We start from the raw sequence: 17,053 nt of genomic DNA on the forward strand, positions 1-17,053 counted from the left end.
GAGAGCCAAGATGAGTGAATCACGAAGCCGCCACACCGCATAGCCCCAACGATTCCGTCAGAACTGCCGTTGCTCTAAATTACTCCAAGAGTTTGTATGGGTTCCCTACCAGGAAGGGCCTAGGCCATCCGTCTTAATAGATGCACCAAATCAGATCCGCTAAAACTTGCCAGATCTAAAGGGTTGTACCCGCTCTCCGGGCCGAATTACGAATGAATACCTGTGTCTATTTCGAACAGACGGAGGGCAAACCGTCTCACATTGCCTGAAAGGAGTTCCTGAACCGAATAAGTAAATAGGACGGGCTGGCGAGGCACGCCAGCTCCAAAAAACAGATATTTCAATCACCAATAAAAACCAAAGCGGTGGGGCAAAACCAATGGTTATCTCTTCTCAGTTTGTATCCCTTCTTGCGCCCAAGATCTCAGTCGGCGCGGTGAACGCCCAGGGCGGCGTCTACAGCAAATATGAATCTGATTTCACTCAATACGCTGCCCAGCACTGGAGCCAGGAAGGCTCGTCTTGGGAAAACGCGAATTATTATGATCGGGCTGAAATCTTCTACAACTGGTACAACCGGACCGACGACAGTTCTTATCTCACAAAGGCGAACGCGCTCGCGCTCGACTATCGCAAGAAGTACCTTGAGGCGAACAACTACAGCATGTCTGCGCACTGGTCGCAGATCGCGGGCGTGGCCCTACACTATCTGGCCACCGGCGACGAGGCGAGCCACATTGCGGTCGGCAAGGTCGCCGATCAGTTCGCCAATCCGTGGTACACCGACAATCTCGGCAATCTGAATGCCGAGATGGACAACCGCATCCAGGCGAGAACGCTGGAAGCCTTCCTGTATGCCAAGAAGATCAACGCGCCCAGCGTCGGAGTGCCCAATATCCAGCCGAATGGCGAGGACTGGGGCGTGCCGGGCGGCAACAACTGGGATGCGCTGCTCCAGTCCTCGCTCGACAAGATCCTGTCGTCGCAAGGCGCCGATGGCGGCTACCACTTCGCCCAAGGTGGCGTCGTGCCGTTCATGACCGGCCTCCTGAACGACACCTTGATCGACTACTACACCAACTATAAGGCCGACTCGCGCATCCTGACCGCGGTGAAGAAGTCGCTGGACTATCTCTGGACCCATACGTGGGACGAGGCATCGCAGTCGTTCATGTATGTCGAGAAGCCCAACTCCTTTGGCGAGGTGCCCGAGCCAGCGCCTGACCTCAACAACATGATCTCGTCCGGCTTCGGCTGGGTCTACAAGATGACCGGTGACACTACGTACAAGGAGCGCGGCGACAAGGTGTTCGCGGGCGGCGTCAATGGAGCGTGGCTCGAAGGCTCGAAGCAGTTCAACGAACAGTACACGAGCTCGCTGAAGTATCTCGCCTATACCCTGGGCGACGGGACCGTCAGTACGCCGACGCCGACTCCCGAGCCGACCCCGCTCCCGGAGAAATCCCCCTACGTGACCACCGGCGTCAGTTACACTCTCGCCGCAGACGAGGTGAACCTCACCGGCAGCGGCTCGGCCTCGATCTCCCTGACGGGCAACTCGCTCGCCAACGTGATCAAGGGCAACACAGGCGCCAACAGGCTGTATGGCAATGCGGGCAACGACAAGCTGTATGGAGGTGCGGGCAACGACGTGCTGATTGGCGGGGCTGGGTGGGACTATCTCGACGGCGGCGCTGGCACGGACACGGTCAGCTACGCGAACGCCACCGGGCTTCTTGCCGATCTGGGGTCTGTGTCTAGGAATAACAAGGATGCTTCCGGTGATACCTATGCGGGCGTCGAAAACCTGGCCGGCAGCGCCTATGCCGATTCCCTGCGCGGGAACGATGCGGCCAATGTGATCTGGGGAGGGTCGGGCAATGACACCCTCCATGGCCGCGGCGGCAACGATACCCTGAGCGGAGATACAGGCGCCGATGTGCTGTTCGGGGGCGCTGGCACGGATCGCTTCTATTTCCACTCGATCACACAATCCCCTGTGGGTATAGGAGACACAATCAGGGATTTCGTACGTGGGGTGGATCGGATTGATCTGCGCGCTATCGACGCCAATAGCAAGCTGTCAGGGGATCAGGCGTTCTCGTTTATCGGCAGCAAGGCGTTTAGCGGCCAGGCAGGTCAGCTGAAGTTCAGCAGCGGTGTCCTGTCGGGCGACCTCAACGGCGACAGGGTTGCTGATTTCCAGATCAAGGTCTCAGGTATATCGGCCCTCGCCAGCGACAATCTCTATCTCTAATGTGGTGATGAGACTACCCGTTGAGTGGCTGGATCGATTTTGACCGGTGGCCGAACTGCGCTTGGATGGAGCGGCCGGGCTTTGTGTTTGAGTGCAGAATGCGTGCAGGGCAGAGCCTGCTCACGCCCTGCACGCACACCTTGGGACTGGAAATCCGCCCCGGTACAGTTTCGGCTTATAAAAGAATCCACGCCGCGCCATTCCGCATCGATCCCAAAGCCCCAGTCGCAACCTTGAGCCAGATCAAGATGGCTGAATCCCATCCCTCGGAGAGGTTTTGCCTCTAAAAAGGATTAGCGGGAGCAGGTGATCGGTGCTCGCATCGTGGCGCGATTCAAGAGTCCGTGGTGGCACCAACGATCACGACGGATGGAGTGCGCTCGCGCAGGCGCCGAGCGAGCTCGGCGTTCTCGGTATGGCTCTGCCACTGCCGGGTGTTGCCGCTCGCTCCAAGCCGCGGATCGCCAGCAGGCCCTGAAGGGCGCCGCCCGCGCTATGAGCTCCGGCGGCGCCTCTCTCACCCGAGGGTTGGAGTGTGGCGGTGCTCAAACCTGATCAAGTCCTTGTTGACCGCTTGAAGAGCGGGCGCTAACCGCAAATCCGTGCAGGCTCGGCGCCATTGCACCAGGTAAGCACATCGCTGAAGGAGTGCTCTCCTGAGACTGCAATTAGGCTACGGCTGCGCCAACTACGCCATGATAGTGGGCATAGGCTGTTTTGATATCGCCGTCAAATATCAGCTTGCCGCTCTGAAAAACCAGACCTCGCGTGCAGAGCTTCTCGATCATCCCTTGGTTATGTGAGGCAATCACCACGATAGGCGAACGTTCGATCAGGTTGTGAAGACGCGTATCCGCCTTGGCCATAAAGTTTGAATCCCCAGCCCCCAAACCCTCATCCATCAGGAGAATGTCGGCCTCGACAGAGGTGGAGATTGCAAAAGCCAACCGAGCGGCCATGCCTGCCGAGTAAGTTCGAATGGGCATATTGATGAACTCGCCCAGCTCGGTGAATTCTACGATTTCATTAATCCGGCGTTCGATCTCCAGGCGGGGAAGACCAAGGTACCTTCCGCGGACGATGATGTTTTCGTAACCTGTTGCATCAAGGTCCATTCCAAAAGAGGCGTCGAACAGGGCGGCAACGCGTCCCTTTCGGTAGAGAGTGCCTTCTGTCGGGTGATAGATACCGGCCAGGACACGCAGGAGCGTGCTCTTGCCGCTCCCGTTGTGGCCAATGAGAGCGACACGTTCGCCCAATTCAAAGGTAAAATTGACCTGAGATAGAGCTTGGACCTCGACAAGGCCTGAGGCCGTTCCGGCAATCCGGCCGCCTGTCGTGCGTGATAGAATTTTGTTTTTCAAAGAGCGTGCCGAGGCACTCAGCACGGGGTATCGAATGCCGAGGCCTTGTGCTTCTACATACGCCATGAAGATTATCCTAAAAGACGCTGCTGTATCTAGACCCAAAACGCAATTTTCTTGCGCGAGCGTCCATAAACAATGACAGTGATCAAGCCTCCTCCGAGCGCCATGGCAATGCTGACGAACCATATTGCGAGGGAGGGGGAGTTGCCAAGCAGAGGTTCTCTAACGATTTCAACTAGATATGTAAACGGATTCAGATATGCAACCCACTGCCTATCAGGCGGAAGGAAGCTCGGCTGCCAAACGATAGGCGTGATCATAAAAATCGCCGACATGAACGACTGGACGATCAGCGGGACATCTCGGAAGCGGGCTCCTGTTGCTCCGAGCAACAAGCTTATCCATGTAAGGTTCGCGATAAGGATAGCCAAAGCTGGAAGAACAAGAAGGGTTGCTGGGGTCACGGAAACGTCCGCAATCACCAGAGCAAGGACAATCGCAATAAGGTTATGCAAAAAATAAATGATCTGAGTCCAGATGAGTCGGAATACGTGTACTGTCAAAGGTGCTGGGATTTGCCGGATTGTTGCACTCGCCGAGATGAAAATATTGACGCCTTCCGTAAGGCAACCTGCAATAAGGCTCCAAATAACCAGTCCGGAAGCAACAAGCGGCAGGAACTTCTTGATCTCCTGCCGGAACAAGCCACCATAGACCAGTGTCATTCCGCCAACCATGATCAATGTGGCAAACGTGATCCAGAACGGCCCTAGTGTTGAACGCCGATAGCGCTTTTTGATGTCATTCCACGCAAGGAATGCCCATAAGTCGCTGCGCTTTAAGCCTTCTAGTATATCAAGTAGGGCATACTTCATGATGTTATCGGATTTCGTCGCTAAATCTGGGATCAGCAGTTGAGCCTAGCGAGCCGGTCTGGTGGAGAGGTCTTTTTGAGAGATGTCTCGCATCGCCTCTGACTAGGAGCCGGCAAATACCGACGCCTAGTTTCTGATAGAGCCCTAATCACGACGGCCACGCAGGTCAACAGCCTCTATTAGCCAAGGAAGAGTGCTTATCACGGACTTATTAATGTTGCAATGTATCAGTATCGAAATTGTGATTTGTAGGGCTGCAGCCGGATTGGGCTGACGGGATCGTTAAATCTGGTTTCATAAAATATAGATTTTGCCGTTTTGTCTTTGTCGATGAAACGGGCGCATCGACCAATGTGGTTCAGCGCTATGGGCACTGCCCTTGTGCGAGCGCCTGGTGGATGCCACACCCTGGGGTCATTGGAAGATCACCACCTTTGTGGCGGGCCTGTGCGCTGGCAGCCTGATTGCCTCGATGGTGCTGGACGGTCCAATGATGGGTGAGGTGTTCCGGCTTATGTCGAGCAGGTGCTGGTGCCGGAACTCTCGCCTGATGGCGCACGATAATTGGCACCGCACAAAGTGGCGAGCGTCCGGGAGACGGACCCGCGCCGCTGGAGCTAGTGTGCAGTACCTGCCGCCGACGCATTCACGTGCTGTTGCGGCGCGAGGGATAGGCCGTGAACCATAAGCGCGTTTACCGGCTGTATGCCGAAGAAGGCTTGCAGATCCGGAACAAACGGCCGAAGCGCAAGGTGGCCGCGAAGGTGCGCTCGGCTCCGAATGAGGTATGGGCAATGGACTTCCTGTCGGATCAGCTCTTCGATGGCCGCAAGATTCGGATCCTGACCATCGTGGATATCTTCTCGAAGCTCTCGCCGGCGAGTGATGTGCGCTTCCGCTACACCGGCGCGGATGTGGTTGCGACTCTGGAGCGGGTGGCAAGCCAGTATGGGGTTCCGCGCACGATTCGTATGGACAACGACCCTGAGTTTATCTCGCGCGCTCTCGATCTCTGGGCGTATCGGAACGGGGTTGTTCTGGACTTCTCGCGGCCCGGCAAGCCCATCGACAACAGCTTCGTAGAAGCCTTTAATGGCAAGGTGCGGGCCGAATGCATTGACCAGAACTGGTTCTTGTCCTTGGCCGACGCCAGGCTAAAATGTGAGGCGTTTCGCCATGAGTATAATGGCGACAGACCACACAGCTCGATCGGGCATAAGACCCCACTCGAGTTCATGAAACCCATCGGCATCCCCGGCCGGCCGATGGGGCCATGAGGCCGGAGTTCGTGTCCGGCCGTGGTCCAGCATTCGGGGCAGGTCCACCAGGACCGGAAAGTTGCATAGGCCGTGGATCACATCTGGGGCAGGACCAACAGAGCGATCATTGAACGAGACGCCGGGTCAGCTTTCTGAGAATGCGCGTGACGCCACGCGGCAAATAGACGTATGCAAGGTGGGCAATGAAAAACAGTACTGGATACCTGCGCCAATGATTGGCCAGTGGCATGACGAAAGGATTGTCTGTTGTCTGGGCACGTTCTTCCACGAGATGCTTAATGTCAGAGCTAGAAAGATGTTTTTTTCTCACTAGCTCCGCCAGGAGTGGCTTCACAGCCTCCATGCCTAAGGCTATCAGCCCACGAGAATCCACCACAAGCGCAAAGAGCCGTTCGGCTGCATGGGCAGCAGTGCCATCCAACTGGCCGCGTTCGGTCGCAAATTGCTGCTCAAGCTCCTTTTTCAAGAACGGAGTGAGTGCCGACCGCCGGAACCAGAACATTGAACCAGCTGGAAATCTGTAGGTTTCCAAATCAGTGGGTAAGCTACCAAGGACGACATGCGCCATTTTTCTCATCGGCCGACGATTGAGAGTGAGCCGCCCTTGAAGGGAGAGAAAGTGGCCCGCAGGCGCAATAAGACCAATTCTACTCTCATGTTCCAACAGCTGTAGCGCAATTAGGCCTTGTTCGTCCGATGTCAGTAGGGAGCTGGACATACTGGCACGCCAATCGGCGCCGTCGCTTCTATGGGGCGAGCGTTTCGTGTGGATCTTGAGTGCCAGATCTATGTCAGGAAGATCGGCACTCAGTGCCTTGAGGAAGGGTAGTACGTCCCTTCCCCTGTTTTCCACCAAGATCGTCTGGAAATGGGAAAGATAAGGCGTATCCGGCTTCGCGATAAAGCTGTGTGCCTGGCAATGTGTAACCACCAAGGCGAAAGGCACCTTAATGGACGATGCCAGCTCGCTGGCCATAGCCTCCCAAATTTCGGGATAGTGCACGTGCGCGAACACAAGAAATCTGATTTGTGAGCTAAGAGACATTCTATCCACTTCACGATCGGCGCCATCCGAGTTTCCGTAGGGCCGAATTCGTAATCCGCGTGATGGTCATGCTGGTCCCGCTTGAGGCTCAACGAGATTGCACTGGACTAACGCGAGCACCGAAATTTGCAGTTTTCGTAAGCCTGAAGCTGGATGCCCGTCAATGGTCGGAAGCCACTGAGCATATGCGCATGTATCGTCCCTAGCCCGGTACGCGGGGTCTGCCCATTGAGACCCAACGTTCGTGGGAAATGGCTCCTATGAGAGCGTCATTTGCAAACTCCAAGTCGACCTGCTGAAGGGCAAGGTCTTCTCCTCGATAGAGGCACAGCTCCTCAATGAAAGTGGGCCCTGGCACGATACCACAAGACGTCACCCGCAGGCACGGCACTCCCGCAGTGCAGGTCTTAATACCAGCAGCCTCTCAAACCCGAGCGCGTCATCCCGAACCTGAGTTCCAGGGAGGGATGGCTCTCCAAAGTGATCAGCGCCGCACAATCTGCCCCGACAGCTTGCGCTTCCACCGGCTGGTCCGGCCAAAGGGCAGGGGCCTCTGAGAGCCCTCGGCCCCGATGTGCCGGATCTTCTGCCGTTTGGCTTTGGCGGTCCGGCGGTGATCCTCTCCGGTTTTGTCCAAGGCGCAAGCCTCATGCGCTGGCCCGATGTTCTCCATGACATCCAGCCCACCGAGCTCCAGCGCCCGGATGTGTTCGGCAATCCAGCGCTCCCGCCCCGCATCAATGGCTCGCCCACACAGCACGCAGTGCCCGCCCGTCTTCTCCCACACCTGCAGCCTGCGGTGCGGCGTCAGCTTGCGGCGCAGTGTCGTACCCACATCCTCGCGCTCCACGAACGGCATGCACGCCTCATGCGCGGGGTTCATCCGGACGGGGATCCTCGGGGGACGGCGCCCCTCGGATCTCGTCCTCAAGCGTGGCCATCAGGCGCTCGAACACGTGCTCCCATTCGACCCGCAGGGATTCGCAGGCGACGATCAGATCCTGCAGCCGGCGCACGCGCTCGGGATCCTGCCGTACCAGCCGAACAGGCACCCCGGTTGAGGCCACGGTCTCGAGCTGTGAGCTTTGGCGCGGACCTTGGCCCAAACCGGATGCCCGATCGGCATCAGAGGGGCGTCTCATCGCGAGTCTCCGGGTTGTCTCTTCAGTCCGCCCGAGGCAGCGCCCCCACCCGCTTGGTGATGACGACGAGCCCGGCAGACCATCCATTGGTAATTTTATAATGACGTTATATCATCTATAGAGCGCGAGTCAACGAGAATGTCTTGGATCACGAGGGTGGCAACCCTGCTTGCTCCTCCGCCGTTAAGGGACCACACTGGCGCTCTCGGATCGATTGAGAGGCCTGGGTCGTGCTCATATTCCTGTCCGCCGCTGGTCTGACGGCCGCGATCTCCTCCACCGGCGCCGAACTTGTCACCCTACAGGATGAGGCTGGCCGCGACCTGTTGTGGAACGGTGATCCCGCGGTCTGGGCCGGTCGCGCGCCGCTGCTGTTTCCGATCATTGGCGGCCTGGTCCATGACCACATCATCGTGAACGGCACGGCCTACGCGCTCAAGCGGCACGGCTTTGCCCGCACCTCCGAGTTCGAGGTGGTGGACGCCACACCTTCTTCCTGTGAGCTACATCTGCGCTCCAGCGCGGCCACACAACCGCAATATCCGTTCACTTTCGAATTGGCAGTCACTTATCAGGTCGAGGGGGCGCGCCTGCTGATGATGGCGACGGTGACCAATCCGGGTCCTGATGTGCTCCCCGCATCCTTTGGTTTTCATCCGGCGTTCTGCTGGCCTTTGCCATATGGCGGTGTCCGTGAGGCGCATGAGATCCGCTTCGAACAGTCCGAGCCCGCGCCGATCCGTCGGCTCAGGGGCGGGCTCATCGCCCGCGAGCTGTGTCCCAGCCCGGTTGTGAGCGACCGTCTGGTCTTGCGGGATGAGCTCTTTGCCACCGACGCTCTGATCTTTGACCGGTTGGGGAGCCAGTCTGTCACCTATGGGGTCCCCGGCCAGCGTGGCCTCGCGCTGCGATTTCGAAACCTGCCCCATCTCGGAATCTGGACCAAGCCAGGGGCGGGCTTCGTCTGTATCGAGCCCTGGCATGGCTATGCCAGTCCCGAGGACTTCATAGGCGATCTGGCCGAGAAGCCGGGGATCGTTCTGATCCCTGTAGGTCACTCCGAGACCTTCGCCATGGCGATTTCTGTGACGCCCCCGCGTAGCAGCGGCTGACGCGAAGCGCCGCTGCGGCGGAGGTGCGGGGCGTTGTTCGCCTGTTGTGAGGCGAGTTGCCCAGCAACCCGGCCGGGCAGGAGGCTGCTCGAACACGGCCATGGGCCGACTCTATCCAGAACAGGATCCGACAACCTTATGGAAAGGTCAGCTGGGTATTGTGCCCGTGGGCGTGAGCCGGACCCTCCCTTCCTCTGGCGCGGCGCCCGTAGGCACCTGATCCCGTGGCCAGGGTCCTGACCTTTGCGCACGAGGCAAACCTGAAGGCACGGTGGATGTCACACACCTCTCCAGTCCGGTCGCCAAAGACGGCCCGGTCACCCCGACGGCCACGCCGTCCTAGAAACGAGGATTTCCAAGTTCATCCCACGGACCTCGGCTCCCTCTTCGCCAAGCGCCCCCTCGTCTGGGGCGAGGACGAGGGGGATTATGATACGCTACTCTCGAAGGTCACCGCCGCCATCAGGCCCACCGATGTCATTGAGGCCATGTGGGTCAAGGACATCACGGATTTGACTTGGGAAGCTCAACGTCTGCGCCGGATCAAGGCAGGGTTGCTGCAGGCGTCGGGTCAGTGTGCTCTGGAAATGTTCCTGGAAGGCCTCCCGCAGCCTGGCCTGATTGATGGAGTCCAGTATGACGTGCATCGCCTCGCAAGCGGCTACATGTCTGGCCTCAAACTGGCCGTGACGCTTGTCGAACGTGTCTTGGCCGAGCATGGATCGGATGCCGATGGGATGATGGCGTTGGGGCTGGCGAACCGACTGAGTGATTTCGACATGATCGAGCGCATGATCGCGGGAGCTGAGGCCCGGCGTAACCGGGCGCTCTCAGAACTTGATCGCCGCCGCGAGGCCGCCGCACGCCACTCCCGGCTGCGCGCCACCGATGTCGACGATGTGAGCTAATCGGCCGGTGGCCGTCAGGGGAGTCTCCAATGTCTTCAACGCGGAAAGTGGCAGCCAACCGAGCGAACGCTCAACGGAGCACCGGTCCCCGCTCCGCAACAGGCAAGCAGCGCTCGCGTCTCAACGCTTTCAAGCATGGCCTTGCCACGCCCATATCGGCCGATCCAGTACTCTCGCGCGAGGTAACGCACCTGACACAGGCTCTCGCCGGTACGGACGAGCGCGATCCTCGGATCATGCAGGCCGCCGCTGATGTGGCTGACGGGGCCATCGCCGTGATAAGGGCACGTCGTGCCAAAGAGGGACTCTTTGACATCCTGGTTCGCCATCCTGAGGCGCTGATGGTCATCGGCGATTCCCTGCTGAAGGGTCTGGACCAGTTGGCTCGGTACGAACGCCGGGCCCTGTCGCAGCGGAACACGGCCCTGCGAGCCTTCGATGAGGTGCGCAGGGCTCAACATGAAGCTCTCGCCGCACGTGACATCGGTTATATAGATTGAATTGGACCCGTTGAGGAAGGCTTGTAGCAAAAATCACAAACGATTACTTAGCCGAATAATTATTGGGGTCCTAGCGCTGGATCTGGAGTTTTACTCGCTTGACAATGAGATGGATTTGGCAGAACGAACCCAAATACGGGCTCTGGGATGCCTCGCCGCGCAATGAGGCCGGCAATGCGCTTCGCGGCAATGTCGAAGTCGTTGAGGCTCGCAACAGCCTCATTCACAGTGACGACATCCTCACCACTGTTGTCGGCCTCGATGATGTCGTCGTCGTCGCCAAGCCCGATGCGGTCTTGGTAACCTCACGCAGCCGTTCCGAGATGGTGAAGGATCTCGTGGTCTCCATGCGCGCCAAGCAGCGCCCCGAGGCCAGCGAACACATCCGCATGTACCATCCGTGGGGCTGGTATCAGCGCATCGACCACGGCTCCCGCTTCCAGGTGAAACGCATCATGGTGAAGCCGGGAGGACGCCTCTCGTTGCAGAAGCATCATCACCGCGCAGAGCACTGGGTGGTTGTGAAGGGCACGGCCGAAGTGACCGTGAACGAGAATGTGTCTCTCGTGCACGAAAACGAGTCCATCTACATCCCGATCGGTTCCATGCACCGCCTCGTCAATCCGGGCCGCATTCCGCTTGAGGTGATCGAAGTTCAGGTAGGCAGCTATACAGGCGAGGATGACATCATTCGCGTCGAGGATATCTACGGCCGCTAAGACGGCCCCTCACCAAGGCTTCATCAGCGGCTCCGGTCTCGATTGAGACCGGAGCCTTTTTGTTTGAGCGATCCCGCGCTTCCGGCGCGTCGTGGTTAAAAAGTCGCTCCGGCTATTCGCTAGAGCATCGTGCGGAACCGAAGGTCCGCGTCAGCGAAAAGTGGATCCGGTTTTCCGCTCTCAACGATGCTCTCATTGTAGGAGAAAGCATCGGATCGGTCCCAAAAGTGCAAATCCACTTTTGGGTCCGATGCTGTAGTGCGGACCTCCGGTTCGCGCAAACGATGCGCTCATGAAAGGAAGTGAACATCGGATCAATCCCAAAAGTGGGAGCCACTTTTCACATCCGATGCTCTAGGCAGCGCTGGGCGGATCGACTTCGATCTCCATCGAAAAGTCGCGGCTTTCACCGGCAGGGATCATCACGATGCCGGGTTTGTCCTTGAGTTCGCCTTCGAACCCGACAGGATCGGCATAGCCCTGCCAGGGCTCGATGCAGACATATCCCGCGCCGGGCTTCGTCCAGATGCCGAGATGCGGCATGTCAGGGAAGGATATTGTGATGGCGCGATGGCCTGGAACACCATAGCGAACCTGACGGCTCGCAAGCTCGCTCCACACGAGCGCACCGTCTTGAAACAGATCGTCGTGGAGTTGCAGGCGGTCACCATGCACCGGTGTCGGGCGCAAGGCTGCCCCGATCAATCCATCGGACAGCGTATGCAACGAGGCCGGCTCCGCAGCCTCGAAGCGGATCTCATGGGCATTGCGCTCGCCGCCATAGGGCAGCGGCCAGCGCAGGGCCGGATGGAAGCCGAATGAGACGGGGATGGAGCGACTCTCCGGATTCAGGATCGATGCGACGAGGGTCAGTCGTCCTCCATCGAGCCGATAGGCCATGTCAAATCTGAAATCGAAGGGAAATTGCTCGCGCGTGGCGTCGCTCGCGTTCAGGCGAAACCGGCAGAATTCTGGGGCCGCATCGACAATCTCGAAAGCCAAGGTGCGGGCAAACCCGTGCTGCTTCATGGAGTAGGCGCGCCCCTCGATGCGCGCTTGGTCATTCCGCAAGCGGCCGACGATCGGGAAGAGGAGAGGGGAACGTCCCGTCCAGAACGCCGGATCGCCATCCCACAGCAGATCCCGGCCCTGATCGTCGCATAGGCGGACCAGTTCCGCGCCATGTGAGGAAATCTGGGCCTTGAGATGATCGTTAGACAGCGTGACCGTCATCGCGTGCTCCTGAGATGCTGCTGGCTTTCGGCCGTGAGTGTAGCGCAAGGTTCGAGAAGCGGGAGCCTTAAAGCCAAAAGCCCTGCCGTTCACGGTGATCTTTTGTCGTTCTCGGGAGTTGTGCCCCCTCTGGGTTCAACAGGAGGGAACAAGGCGGGATGGGATCCAACGGAGACATTCTCGACTGCCTGATCGTCGGCGGCGGGCCGGCCGGGCTCACGACGGGGCTTTATCTGGCGCGATTCAAGCGCCGCTTCCTCATCGTCGACAGCGGGACCCCGCGGGCTGCCTGGATCCCGACCAGCCACAACATCCCGATGTTCGCGGATGGAATCTCAGGCCAGGATCTTCTCGCCCGCGCGCGCACCAATCTCGAGCAATATGGCAAGTGCATCCGAGGCGGGCGGGTGACGGGCCTGCGCAAGCAGCCTGATCGCTTCATCGCGCTTGTCGAGCACGATGATGGCGGCACGAGCCAGATCGCGGCGAAGCGCGTGGTGCTCGCCACGGGCGCGGTCGACATCGAGCCCGATCTGCCAGACGTGCCCAATGCCGTGCAGCGCGGTCTCGTGCGCTATTGCCCTATCTGCGACGGCTATGAGTCGCGCGACCAGAAGATCGCCGTCATCGCCTATGGCGCTCATGGTCTGGGAGAGGCAGTGTTCATTGCGCGCACCTATTCCCGCGACGTGACCTTGCTCACCCTCGGTCAGCATCTGGAGCTGAATGAAGATCAGCGGGCTAGGCTCGACGAGCATGGCATCAAGGTGGTCGAGGCTCCCGTCGAGTCCCTCGATATGGAAAATGATCGCATCACCGCGCTTCACGTGGGCGGCAAGGAGCATCGCTTCGACGTGCTCTATTCGGCGCTGGGCCTCCAATACCGCTCCGATCTCGCCCTGTCGCTCGGGGCCGAACACGATCGGTCAGGCAGTCTGATCGTCGACGAGCACTGCCAGACGAGCGTGAAGGGGCTCTACGCCGCAGGCGATATCGTGCGCGGCATCGACCAGATCGTGGTCGGCATGGCTCACGCTGCCCAAGCCGCCACGCATATCCATAATCATTGCGATCTGCCGACCGAAGACGAGCCGGGCGGGGCGTGAGGCTGTCAGACGAGAGCTCTCGCGAGCAGGGGCAGGCTCACATCCATGCGGTAATCGATCGACGAATGATTGTCGGGAAATTCCTCATAGGTGTGAGTGATGCCGGCGGCCTCGAGCTTACGATGCAACTGCCGCGAACCGTAGACCATGTTGTACTGATCCACGTCTCCGCAATCGATGTAGAAGGCCTTCAGCTTCTTCAGGTTGGCCTGCATCTTGGAGTCGTCGGCCATGCGCAGCGGATCCCAGCGCAGCCAGTTGGACCAGCGCTCCTCGATGACCTCGCAGGTGTGGAGATCGACGGGCAGCCGGATGCCGCAGAAGTGGTTCGGGTCCGGGTCGAAACTCGCGGCTTGGGCGAGGATCATCAGCACATGCCAATCCTGGTCCTTAGCCTTTGGTCCCTGCTCGAACTTGCTTAAGAAAGTGTCGATGGACATGCCATGGCCCGCAAGATGCCTGAGCGCGCTTGCGAACTCGCCGAGGTGGTAGAGGTATTCGAAGCCCACATCGCCGGAATGGGAGGCTGCCGCCGACCAGACCGAGCCGCCATGGCGAAGGGCATGGACGAGGGCGCCGTAGCCGCCCGAGCTCTTGCCGAACACGCCCCGGCGTCCGTCTCCGCCACAGCCGAAGCGCTCCTCCACGAAGGGCAGCATCTCGCGGATGAGGAAGGTCTCCCAGGCGCCCATCGCAGCGCTGTCGACATATTGGTTGCCGCCAAGGCGCGTGAAGCAATCGGGGAAGGCCACCACGACCGGAGGCATCGCGCCTGTCCCGATCAGACGGTCGAGACGCTCCGGGACGTTCTCGCCATAGTTCTTCCAGTTGGTATGAGCGGGCCCGCCTGCCGTATAGCCCACGAGGTCGACAAGGAGCGGGAGGCCCCGTCCGTCATGGCCGGCTGGCACATAGACGTCGATCCGCCGCCGTGTGGGATCACCGAGAAGGTTCCCTTTGAGGCACTCGCTGTCGATCCGGAGGCTGTGCACCACGCCTTCCGGCACGTTCTGGTCCTTGCGCATCGCTGATCCTCATGGCTCGTGAACGGGAAATGATGTGACGGCCGAATGGATCCTTGTCCAGAATCGGGCGCTTTGCAGCAGTTAATAAGTCATTTCAGGCGCTAGCCATTTGTCCATGCCTGGCACTAGGGTGCCGCCTCAAGCGTCATGTCTGGGGGAGTTAGTTATGACCGACAGTTTCTTGCCACGATGGACCTTGAAGACTGAAGGCACCATCATGCCCGACGAAAGGCTGCCGACGGGCCAGATGGTCGTCGTGGGCCTGCAGCATGTGGTCGCCATGTTCGGAGCCACGGTGCTGGCGCCCATCCTGATGGGCTTCGATCCGAATGTTTCCATCCTGTTTTCCGGCCTCGCGACCCTGATCTTCTTCTTCGTGGTGGGCGGCCAGGTACCGAGTTATCTGGGCTCGAGCTTCGCCTTCATCGGCCCCGTTCTGGTCGCGACCGGCGCAGCCGTCGGCAGCCCGAACCCGAACCTTCCCGTGGCGCTTGGCGGCATCATCGCGGCCGGCGCGCTCTATTTCCTCATCGGCCTCGTCGTTCAGATGGCGGGTCACCGCTGGATCGAGCGGCTCATGCCGCCGGTCGTGACCGGCGCCATCGTCGCCGCCATCGGCCTCGTGCTGGCTCCCGTCGCCATCAACAGCGCTTCAGGCATCACGCCAGACAACGCGAACGGCTCCGATTTCGCCCGCTGGATTGCGCTTGCGACGGCTCTGTCCGTTGGCATTGTCGCAGTCTATGCGCCGGGCATGGCGCGCCGTCTTCCGGTCCTGCTCGGCGGCGCGCTCGGCTACCTGATCTACTACATCTTCGCGAACCTCATGGGCTATGGAACGCCCATCGACTTCTCGAAGATCGGGCAGGCGGCCTGGTTCGGCTTGCCGTCCTTCCAGAGCCCCGTCTTCGACATGAAGGCGGTGAGCCTGATCGCGCCCGTGGCGATCATCCTGGTGGCCGAGAACCTCGGGCACATCAAGGCTATCGGCGCCATGACGGGCCGCAACCTCGATCCCTATCTCGGCCGCGCCTTCATGGGCGACGGTCTGGCCACGATGCTATCGGGTGCCGCTGGCGGCACGGGCATGACCACTTACGCCGAGAACATGGGCGTGATGGCCGTGACCCGCATCTACTCCACACTGGTCTTCGTGATCGCCGCGGCGTTTGCGCTGCTGCTCGGCCTCTCGCCGAAGTTCGGCGCCTTCATCGGCACCATTCCGGGGCCGGTGCTCGGCGGCCTGTCCATCGTGGTGTTCGGCCTCATTGCCGCAACGGCTGGCCGCATCTGGGTCGAGAACAAGGTGGACTTCTCGAATCCGCGCAACCTCATCACCGTCGCGGTCGCCCTGATCCTCGGAGCCGGCAACTTCAAGCTGAACATTGCAGGCTTCACCCTCGACGGCATCGGCACGGCCACCTTCGGTGCGATCATTCTCTATCACGTCCTGAATATGGTGACGGCTCGCGCCGCTGAACCCCGGCACGTTTGAAAGCGCGCAGGAACACGCTTTCGGAGCCTGCGTTGAGCCTCAACGCGGGCTTCTCCTTTTTCCGAAGGATCAGACAAGAGCCCGCATCACTCTCTCCAAAATGGGATGATGCCATGAGCTCCGAACAGAAGCAGACGCTTCCTCCGCAGGTGCAGGATCAGCAACCCGGTCACGAGACCGAGATGAACCCAAGGCCCGATTACGAACCGCGCTATCCGGGCAGCAATCGCCTTCAGGGCAAGACGGCTCTCATCACCGGCGGCGACAGCGGCATCGGGCGCGCGGTGGCCGTTCTCTTCGCGCGGGAAGGCGCGGATGTCGCCATTCTTTATCTCAACGAAACCGAGGATGCGCAGGAGACCAAGCGTCTGGTAGAGAGGGAAGGGCGCACGTGCCTGACCATCGCGGGCGATGTCGGCGATCCTGCTTTCTGCCGTTCCGCCGTGGATCAGGTGATCCAGCGCTTCAGCAGGCTCGACATCCTCATCAACAACGCGGCGGAGCAGCATCCGAAGGGCGAGATTGCCGAGATCACGCCGGAGCAGATCGACCGCACCTTCCGGACCAACATCTTCGGCTATTTCTACATGGTGCAGGCGGCGATGCCGCATCTGAAGAAGGGTGCCACCATCATCAACACCACCTCGGTCACGGCCTATCGCGGCAGCTCGGAGCTGCTGGATTACAGCGCGACCAAGGGAGCCATCGTCGCCTTCACCCGCTCGCTGGCGCAGAAGCTCGCGGAGCAGGGAATACGCGTGAATGGCGTTGCGCCGGGTCCGATCTGGACGCCGCTGATCCCGGCGACATTCTCGGCGGACAAGGTGAAGAGCTTCGGCGCAAATACACCGCTCAAGCGCCCCGGTCAGCCGAACGAGGTCGCGCCGTCCTTTCTGTTCCTTGCATGCGAGGACGCGTCCTACATCACCGGTTCGATCCTGCATCCCAATGGCGGTGATCCAACGGAATCCTGACAACGGAAAAGGCGG

Annotated in this window: 14 protein-coding genes and 2 pseudogenes; 9 read left to right on the top strand and 7 right to left on the bottom strand. The window is 59.7% G+C overall.

Going from position 1 to position 17,053, the window contains the following annotated elements; translation table 11 throughout:
• Window positions 1-379: 379 nt before the first annotated feature.
• Entirely contained in the window at window positions 380-2,257 is a 1,878-nt protein-coding gene (locus tag DC522_RS22665; protein ID WP_116530892.1) for a M10 family metallopeptidase C-terminal domain-containing protein, read from the top strand.
• A 668-nt stretch (window positions 2,258-2,925) separates the two neighbouring features.
• Here the strand turns inward: DC522_RS22665 and DC522_RS22675 are convergent.
• Window positions 2,926-3,687 carry an ABC transporter ATP-binding protein gene (locus DC522_RS22675; protein ID WP_116530893.1) on the bottom strand — a complete coding sequence of 254 codons (762 nt, stop codon included), beginning with the start codon at window positions 3,685-3,687 and terminating at the stop codon, window positions 2,926-2,928.
• Between the two features lie 29 nt (window positions 3,688-3,716).
• Window positions 3,717-4,499 carry an ABC transporter permease gene (locus DC522_RS22680; protein ID WP_116530894.1) on the bottom strand — a complete coding sequence of 261 codons (783 nt, stop codon included), beginning with the start codon at window positions 4,497-4,499 and terminating at the stop codon, window positions 3,717-3,719.
• 638 nt (window positions 4,500-5,137) lie between these two features.
• Between DC522_RS22680 and DC522_RS22685 the strand changes: the two are divergent.
• A pseudogene (locus tag DC522_RS22685) lies at window positions 5,138-5,776 on the top strand (IS3 family transposase); the annotation flags it as partial.
• 106 nt (window positions 5,777-5,882) lie between these two features.
• Here the strand turns inward: DC522_RS22685 and DC522_RS22690 are convergent.
• The 3 genes from DC522_RS22690 to DC522_RS22700 form a co-directional block, all read right to left on the bottom strand.
• Complete coding sequence (locus DC522_RS22690) at window positions 5,883-6,824, bottom strand: rhamnan synthesis F family protein (RefSeq protein WP_116530896.1); 942 nt, start codon at window positions 6,822-6,824, stop codon at window positions 5,883-5,885.
• 484 nt (window positions 6,825-7,308) lie between these two features.
• Window positions 7,309-7,683, bottom strand: coding sequence for an HNH endonuclease (locus DC522_RS22695; RefSeq protein ID WP_116530897.1), 375 nt, complete (start codon window positions 7,681-7,683; stop codon window positions 7,309-7,311).
• A gap of 7 nt (window positions 7,684-7,690) precedes the next feature.
• Complete coding sequence (locus DC522_RS22700) at window positions 7,691-7,966, bottom strand: hypothetical protein (protein WP_116530898.1); 276 nt, start codon at window positions 7,964-7,966, stop codon at window positions 7,691-7,693.
• Window positions 7,967-8,196: 230 nt separating this feature from the next.
• Between DC522_RS22700 and DC522_RS22705 the strand changes: the two genes are divergently transcribed.
• The 4 genes and pseudogenes from DC522_RS22705 to DC522_RS22720 all read left to right on the top strand — a co-directional run.
• Complete coding sequence (locus DC522_RS22705; RefSeq protein WP_116530899.1) at window positions 8,197-9,078, top strand: aldose 1-epimerase family protein; 882 nt, start codon at window positions 8,197-8,199, stop codon at window positions 9,076-9,078.
• A 275-nt stretch (window positions 9,079-9,353) separates the two neighbouring features.
• The gene (locus tag DC522_RS22710; protein ID WP_116530900.1) at window positions 9,354-9,986 is read left to right on the top strand and encodes a hypothetical protein; all 633 of its coding nucleotides are present in this window, start codon (window positions 9,354-9,356) and stop codon (window positions 9,984-9,986) included.
• A gap of 29 nt (window positions 9,987-10,015) precedes the next feature.
• Window positions 10,016-10,486: a hypothetical protein gene (locus DC522_RS22715; RefSeq protein ID WP_116530901.1), complete on the top strand. Its 471-nt coding sequence runs from the start codon at window positions 10,016-10,018 to the stop codon at window positions 10,484-10,486.
• A 164-nt stretch (window positions 10,487-10,650) separates the two neighbouring features.
• Window positions 10,651-11,205, top strand: a pseudogene (locus tag DC522_RS22720) (cupin domain-containing protein); the annotation flags it as partial.
• Between the two features lie 354 nt (window positions 11,206-11,559).
• Here DC522_RS22720 and DC522_RS22725 read toward each other — a convergent pair.
• Complete coding sequence (locus DC522_RS22725; RefSeq protein WP_116530903.1) at window positions 11,560-12,438, bottom strand: aldose 1-epimerase family protein; 879 nt, start codon at window positions 12,436-12,438, stop codon at window positions 11,560-11,562.
• A 158-nt stretch (window positions 12,439-12,596) separates the two neighbouring features.
• Here DC522_RS22725 and DC522_RS22730 point away from each other — a divergent pair, with 158 nt between their 5' ends.
• Complete coding sequence (locus DC522_RS22730; protein ID WP_116530904.1) at window positions 12,597-13,544, top strand: NAD(P)/FAD-dependent oxidoreductase; 948 nt, start codon at window positions 12,597-12,599, stop codon at window positions 13,542-13,544.
• Between the two features lie 5 nt (window positions 13,545-13,549).
• On the opposite strand, the gene DC522_RS22735 is transcribed toward DC522_RS22730, so the two are convergent.
• Window positions 13,550-14,569: an alpha/beta hydrolase family protein gene (locus DC522_RS22735; RefSeq protein ID WP_116530905.1), complete on the bottom strand. Its 1,020-nt coding sequence runs from the start codon at window positions 14,567-14,569 to the stop codon at window positions 13,550-13,552.
• A gap of 166 nt (window positions 14,570-14,735) precedes the next feature.
• On the opposite strand from DC522_RS22735, the gene DC522_RS22740 reads away from it, so the two are divergent.
• Window positions 14,736-16,064, top strand: a complete 1,329-nt coding sequence (locus DC522_RS22740; protein WP_116530906.1) for a solute carrier family 23 protein — start codon at window positions 14,736-14,738, stop codon at window positions 16,062-16,064.
• A gap of 113 nt (window positions 16,065-16,177) precedes the next feature.
• Complete coding sequence (locus tag DC522_RS22745; RefSeq protein WP_116530907.1) at window positions 16,178-17,038, top strand: SDR family oxidoreductase; 861 nt, start codon at window positions 16,178-16,180, stop codon at window positions 17,036-17,038.
• Window positions 17,039-17,053: the final 15 nt, after the last annotated feature.

The organism is Microvirga sp. KLBC 81 (assembly GCF_003075415.1).
Taxonomy (GTDB): Bacteria; Pseudomonadota; Alphaproteobacteria; order Rhizobiales; family Beijerinckiaceae; genus Microvirga.

What these genes read in the sequence shown, in the direction of transcription:
- DC522_RS22680 (WP_116530894.1), bottom strand. Translation starts at nt 4,499, where the DNA reads ATGAAGTATGCCCTACTTGATATACTAGAAGGCTTAAAGCGCAGCGAC.
- DC522_RS22735 (WP_116530905.1), bottom strand. Translation starts at nt 14,569, where the DNA reads ATGCGCAAGGACCAGAACGTGCCGGAAGGCGTGGTGCACAGCCTCCGG.
- DC522_RS22745 (WP_116530907.1), top strand. Translation starts at nt 16,178, where the DNA reads ATGAGCTCCGAACAGAAGCAGACGCTTCCTCCGCAGGTGCAGGATCAG.
- DC522_RS22695 (WP_116530897.1), bottom strand. Translation starts at nt 7,683, where the DNA reads ATGCCGTTCGTGGAGCGCGAGGATGTGGGTACGACACTGCGCCGCAAG.
- DC522_RS22700 (WP_116530898.1), bottom strand. Translation starts at nt 7,966, where the DNA reads ATGAGACGCCCCTCTGATGCCGATCGGGCATCCGGTTTGGGCCAAGGT.
- DC522_RS22725 (WP_116530903.1), bottom strand. Translation starts at nt 12,438, where the DNA reads ATGACGGTCACGCTGTCTAACGATCATCTCAAGGCCCAGATTTCCTCA.
- DC522_RS22715 (WP_116530901.1), top strand. Translation starts at nt 10,016, where the DNA reads ATGTCTTCAACGCGGAAAGTGGCAGCCAACCGAGCGAACGCTCAACGG.
- DC522_RS22710 (WP_116530900.1), top strand. Translation starts at nt 9,354, where the DNA reads ATGTCACACACCTCTCCAGTCCGGTCGCCAAAGACGGCCCGGTCACCC.
- DC522_RS22675 (WP_116530893.1), bottom strand. Translation starts at nt 3,687, where the DNA reads ATGGCGTATGTAGAAGCACAAGGCCTCGGCATTCGATACCCCGTGCTG.
- DC522_RS22730 (WP_116530904.1), top strand. Translation starts at nt 12,597, where the DNA reads ATGGGATCCAACGGAGACATTCTCGACTGCCTGATCGTCGGCGGCGGG.
- DC522_RS22690 (WP_116530896.1), bottom strand. Translation starts at nt 6,824, where the DNA reads ATGTCTCTTAGCTCACAAATCAGATTTCTTGTGTTCGCGCACGTGCAC.
- DC522_RS22740 (WP_116530906.1), top strand. Translation starts at nt 14,736, where the DNA reads ATGACCGACAGTTTCTTGCCACGATGGACCTTGAAGACTGAAGGCACC.
- DC522_RS22665 (WP_116530892.1), top strand. Translation starts at nt 380, where the DNA reads ATGGTTATCTCTTCTCAGTTTGTATCCCTTCTTGCGCCCAAGATCTCA.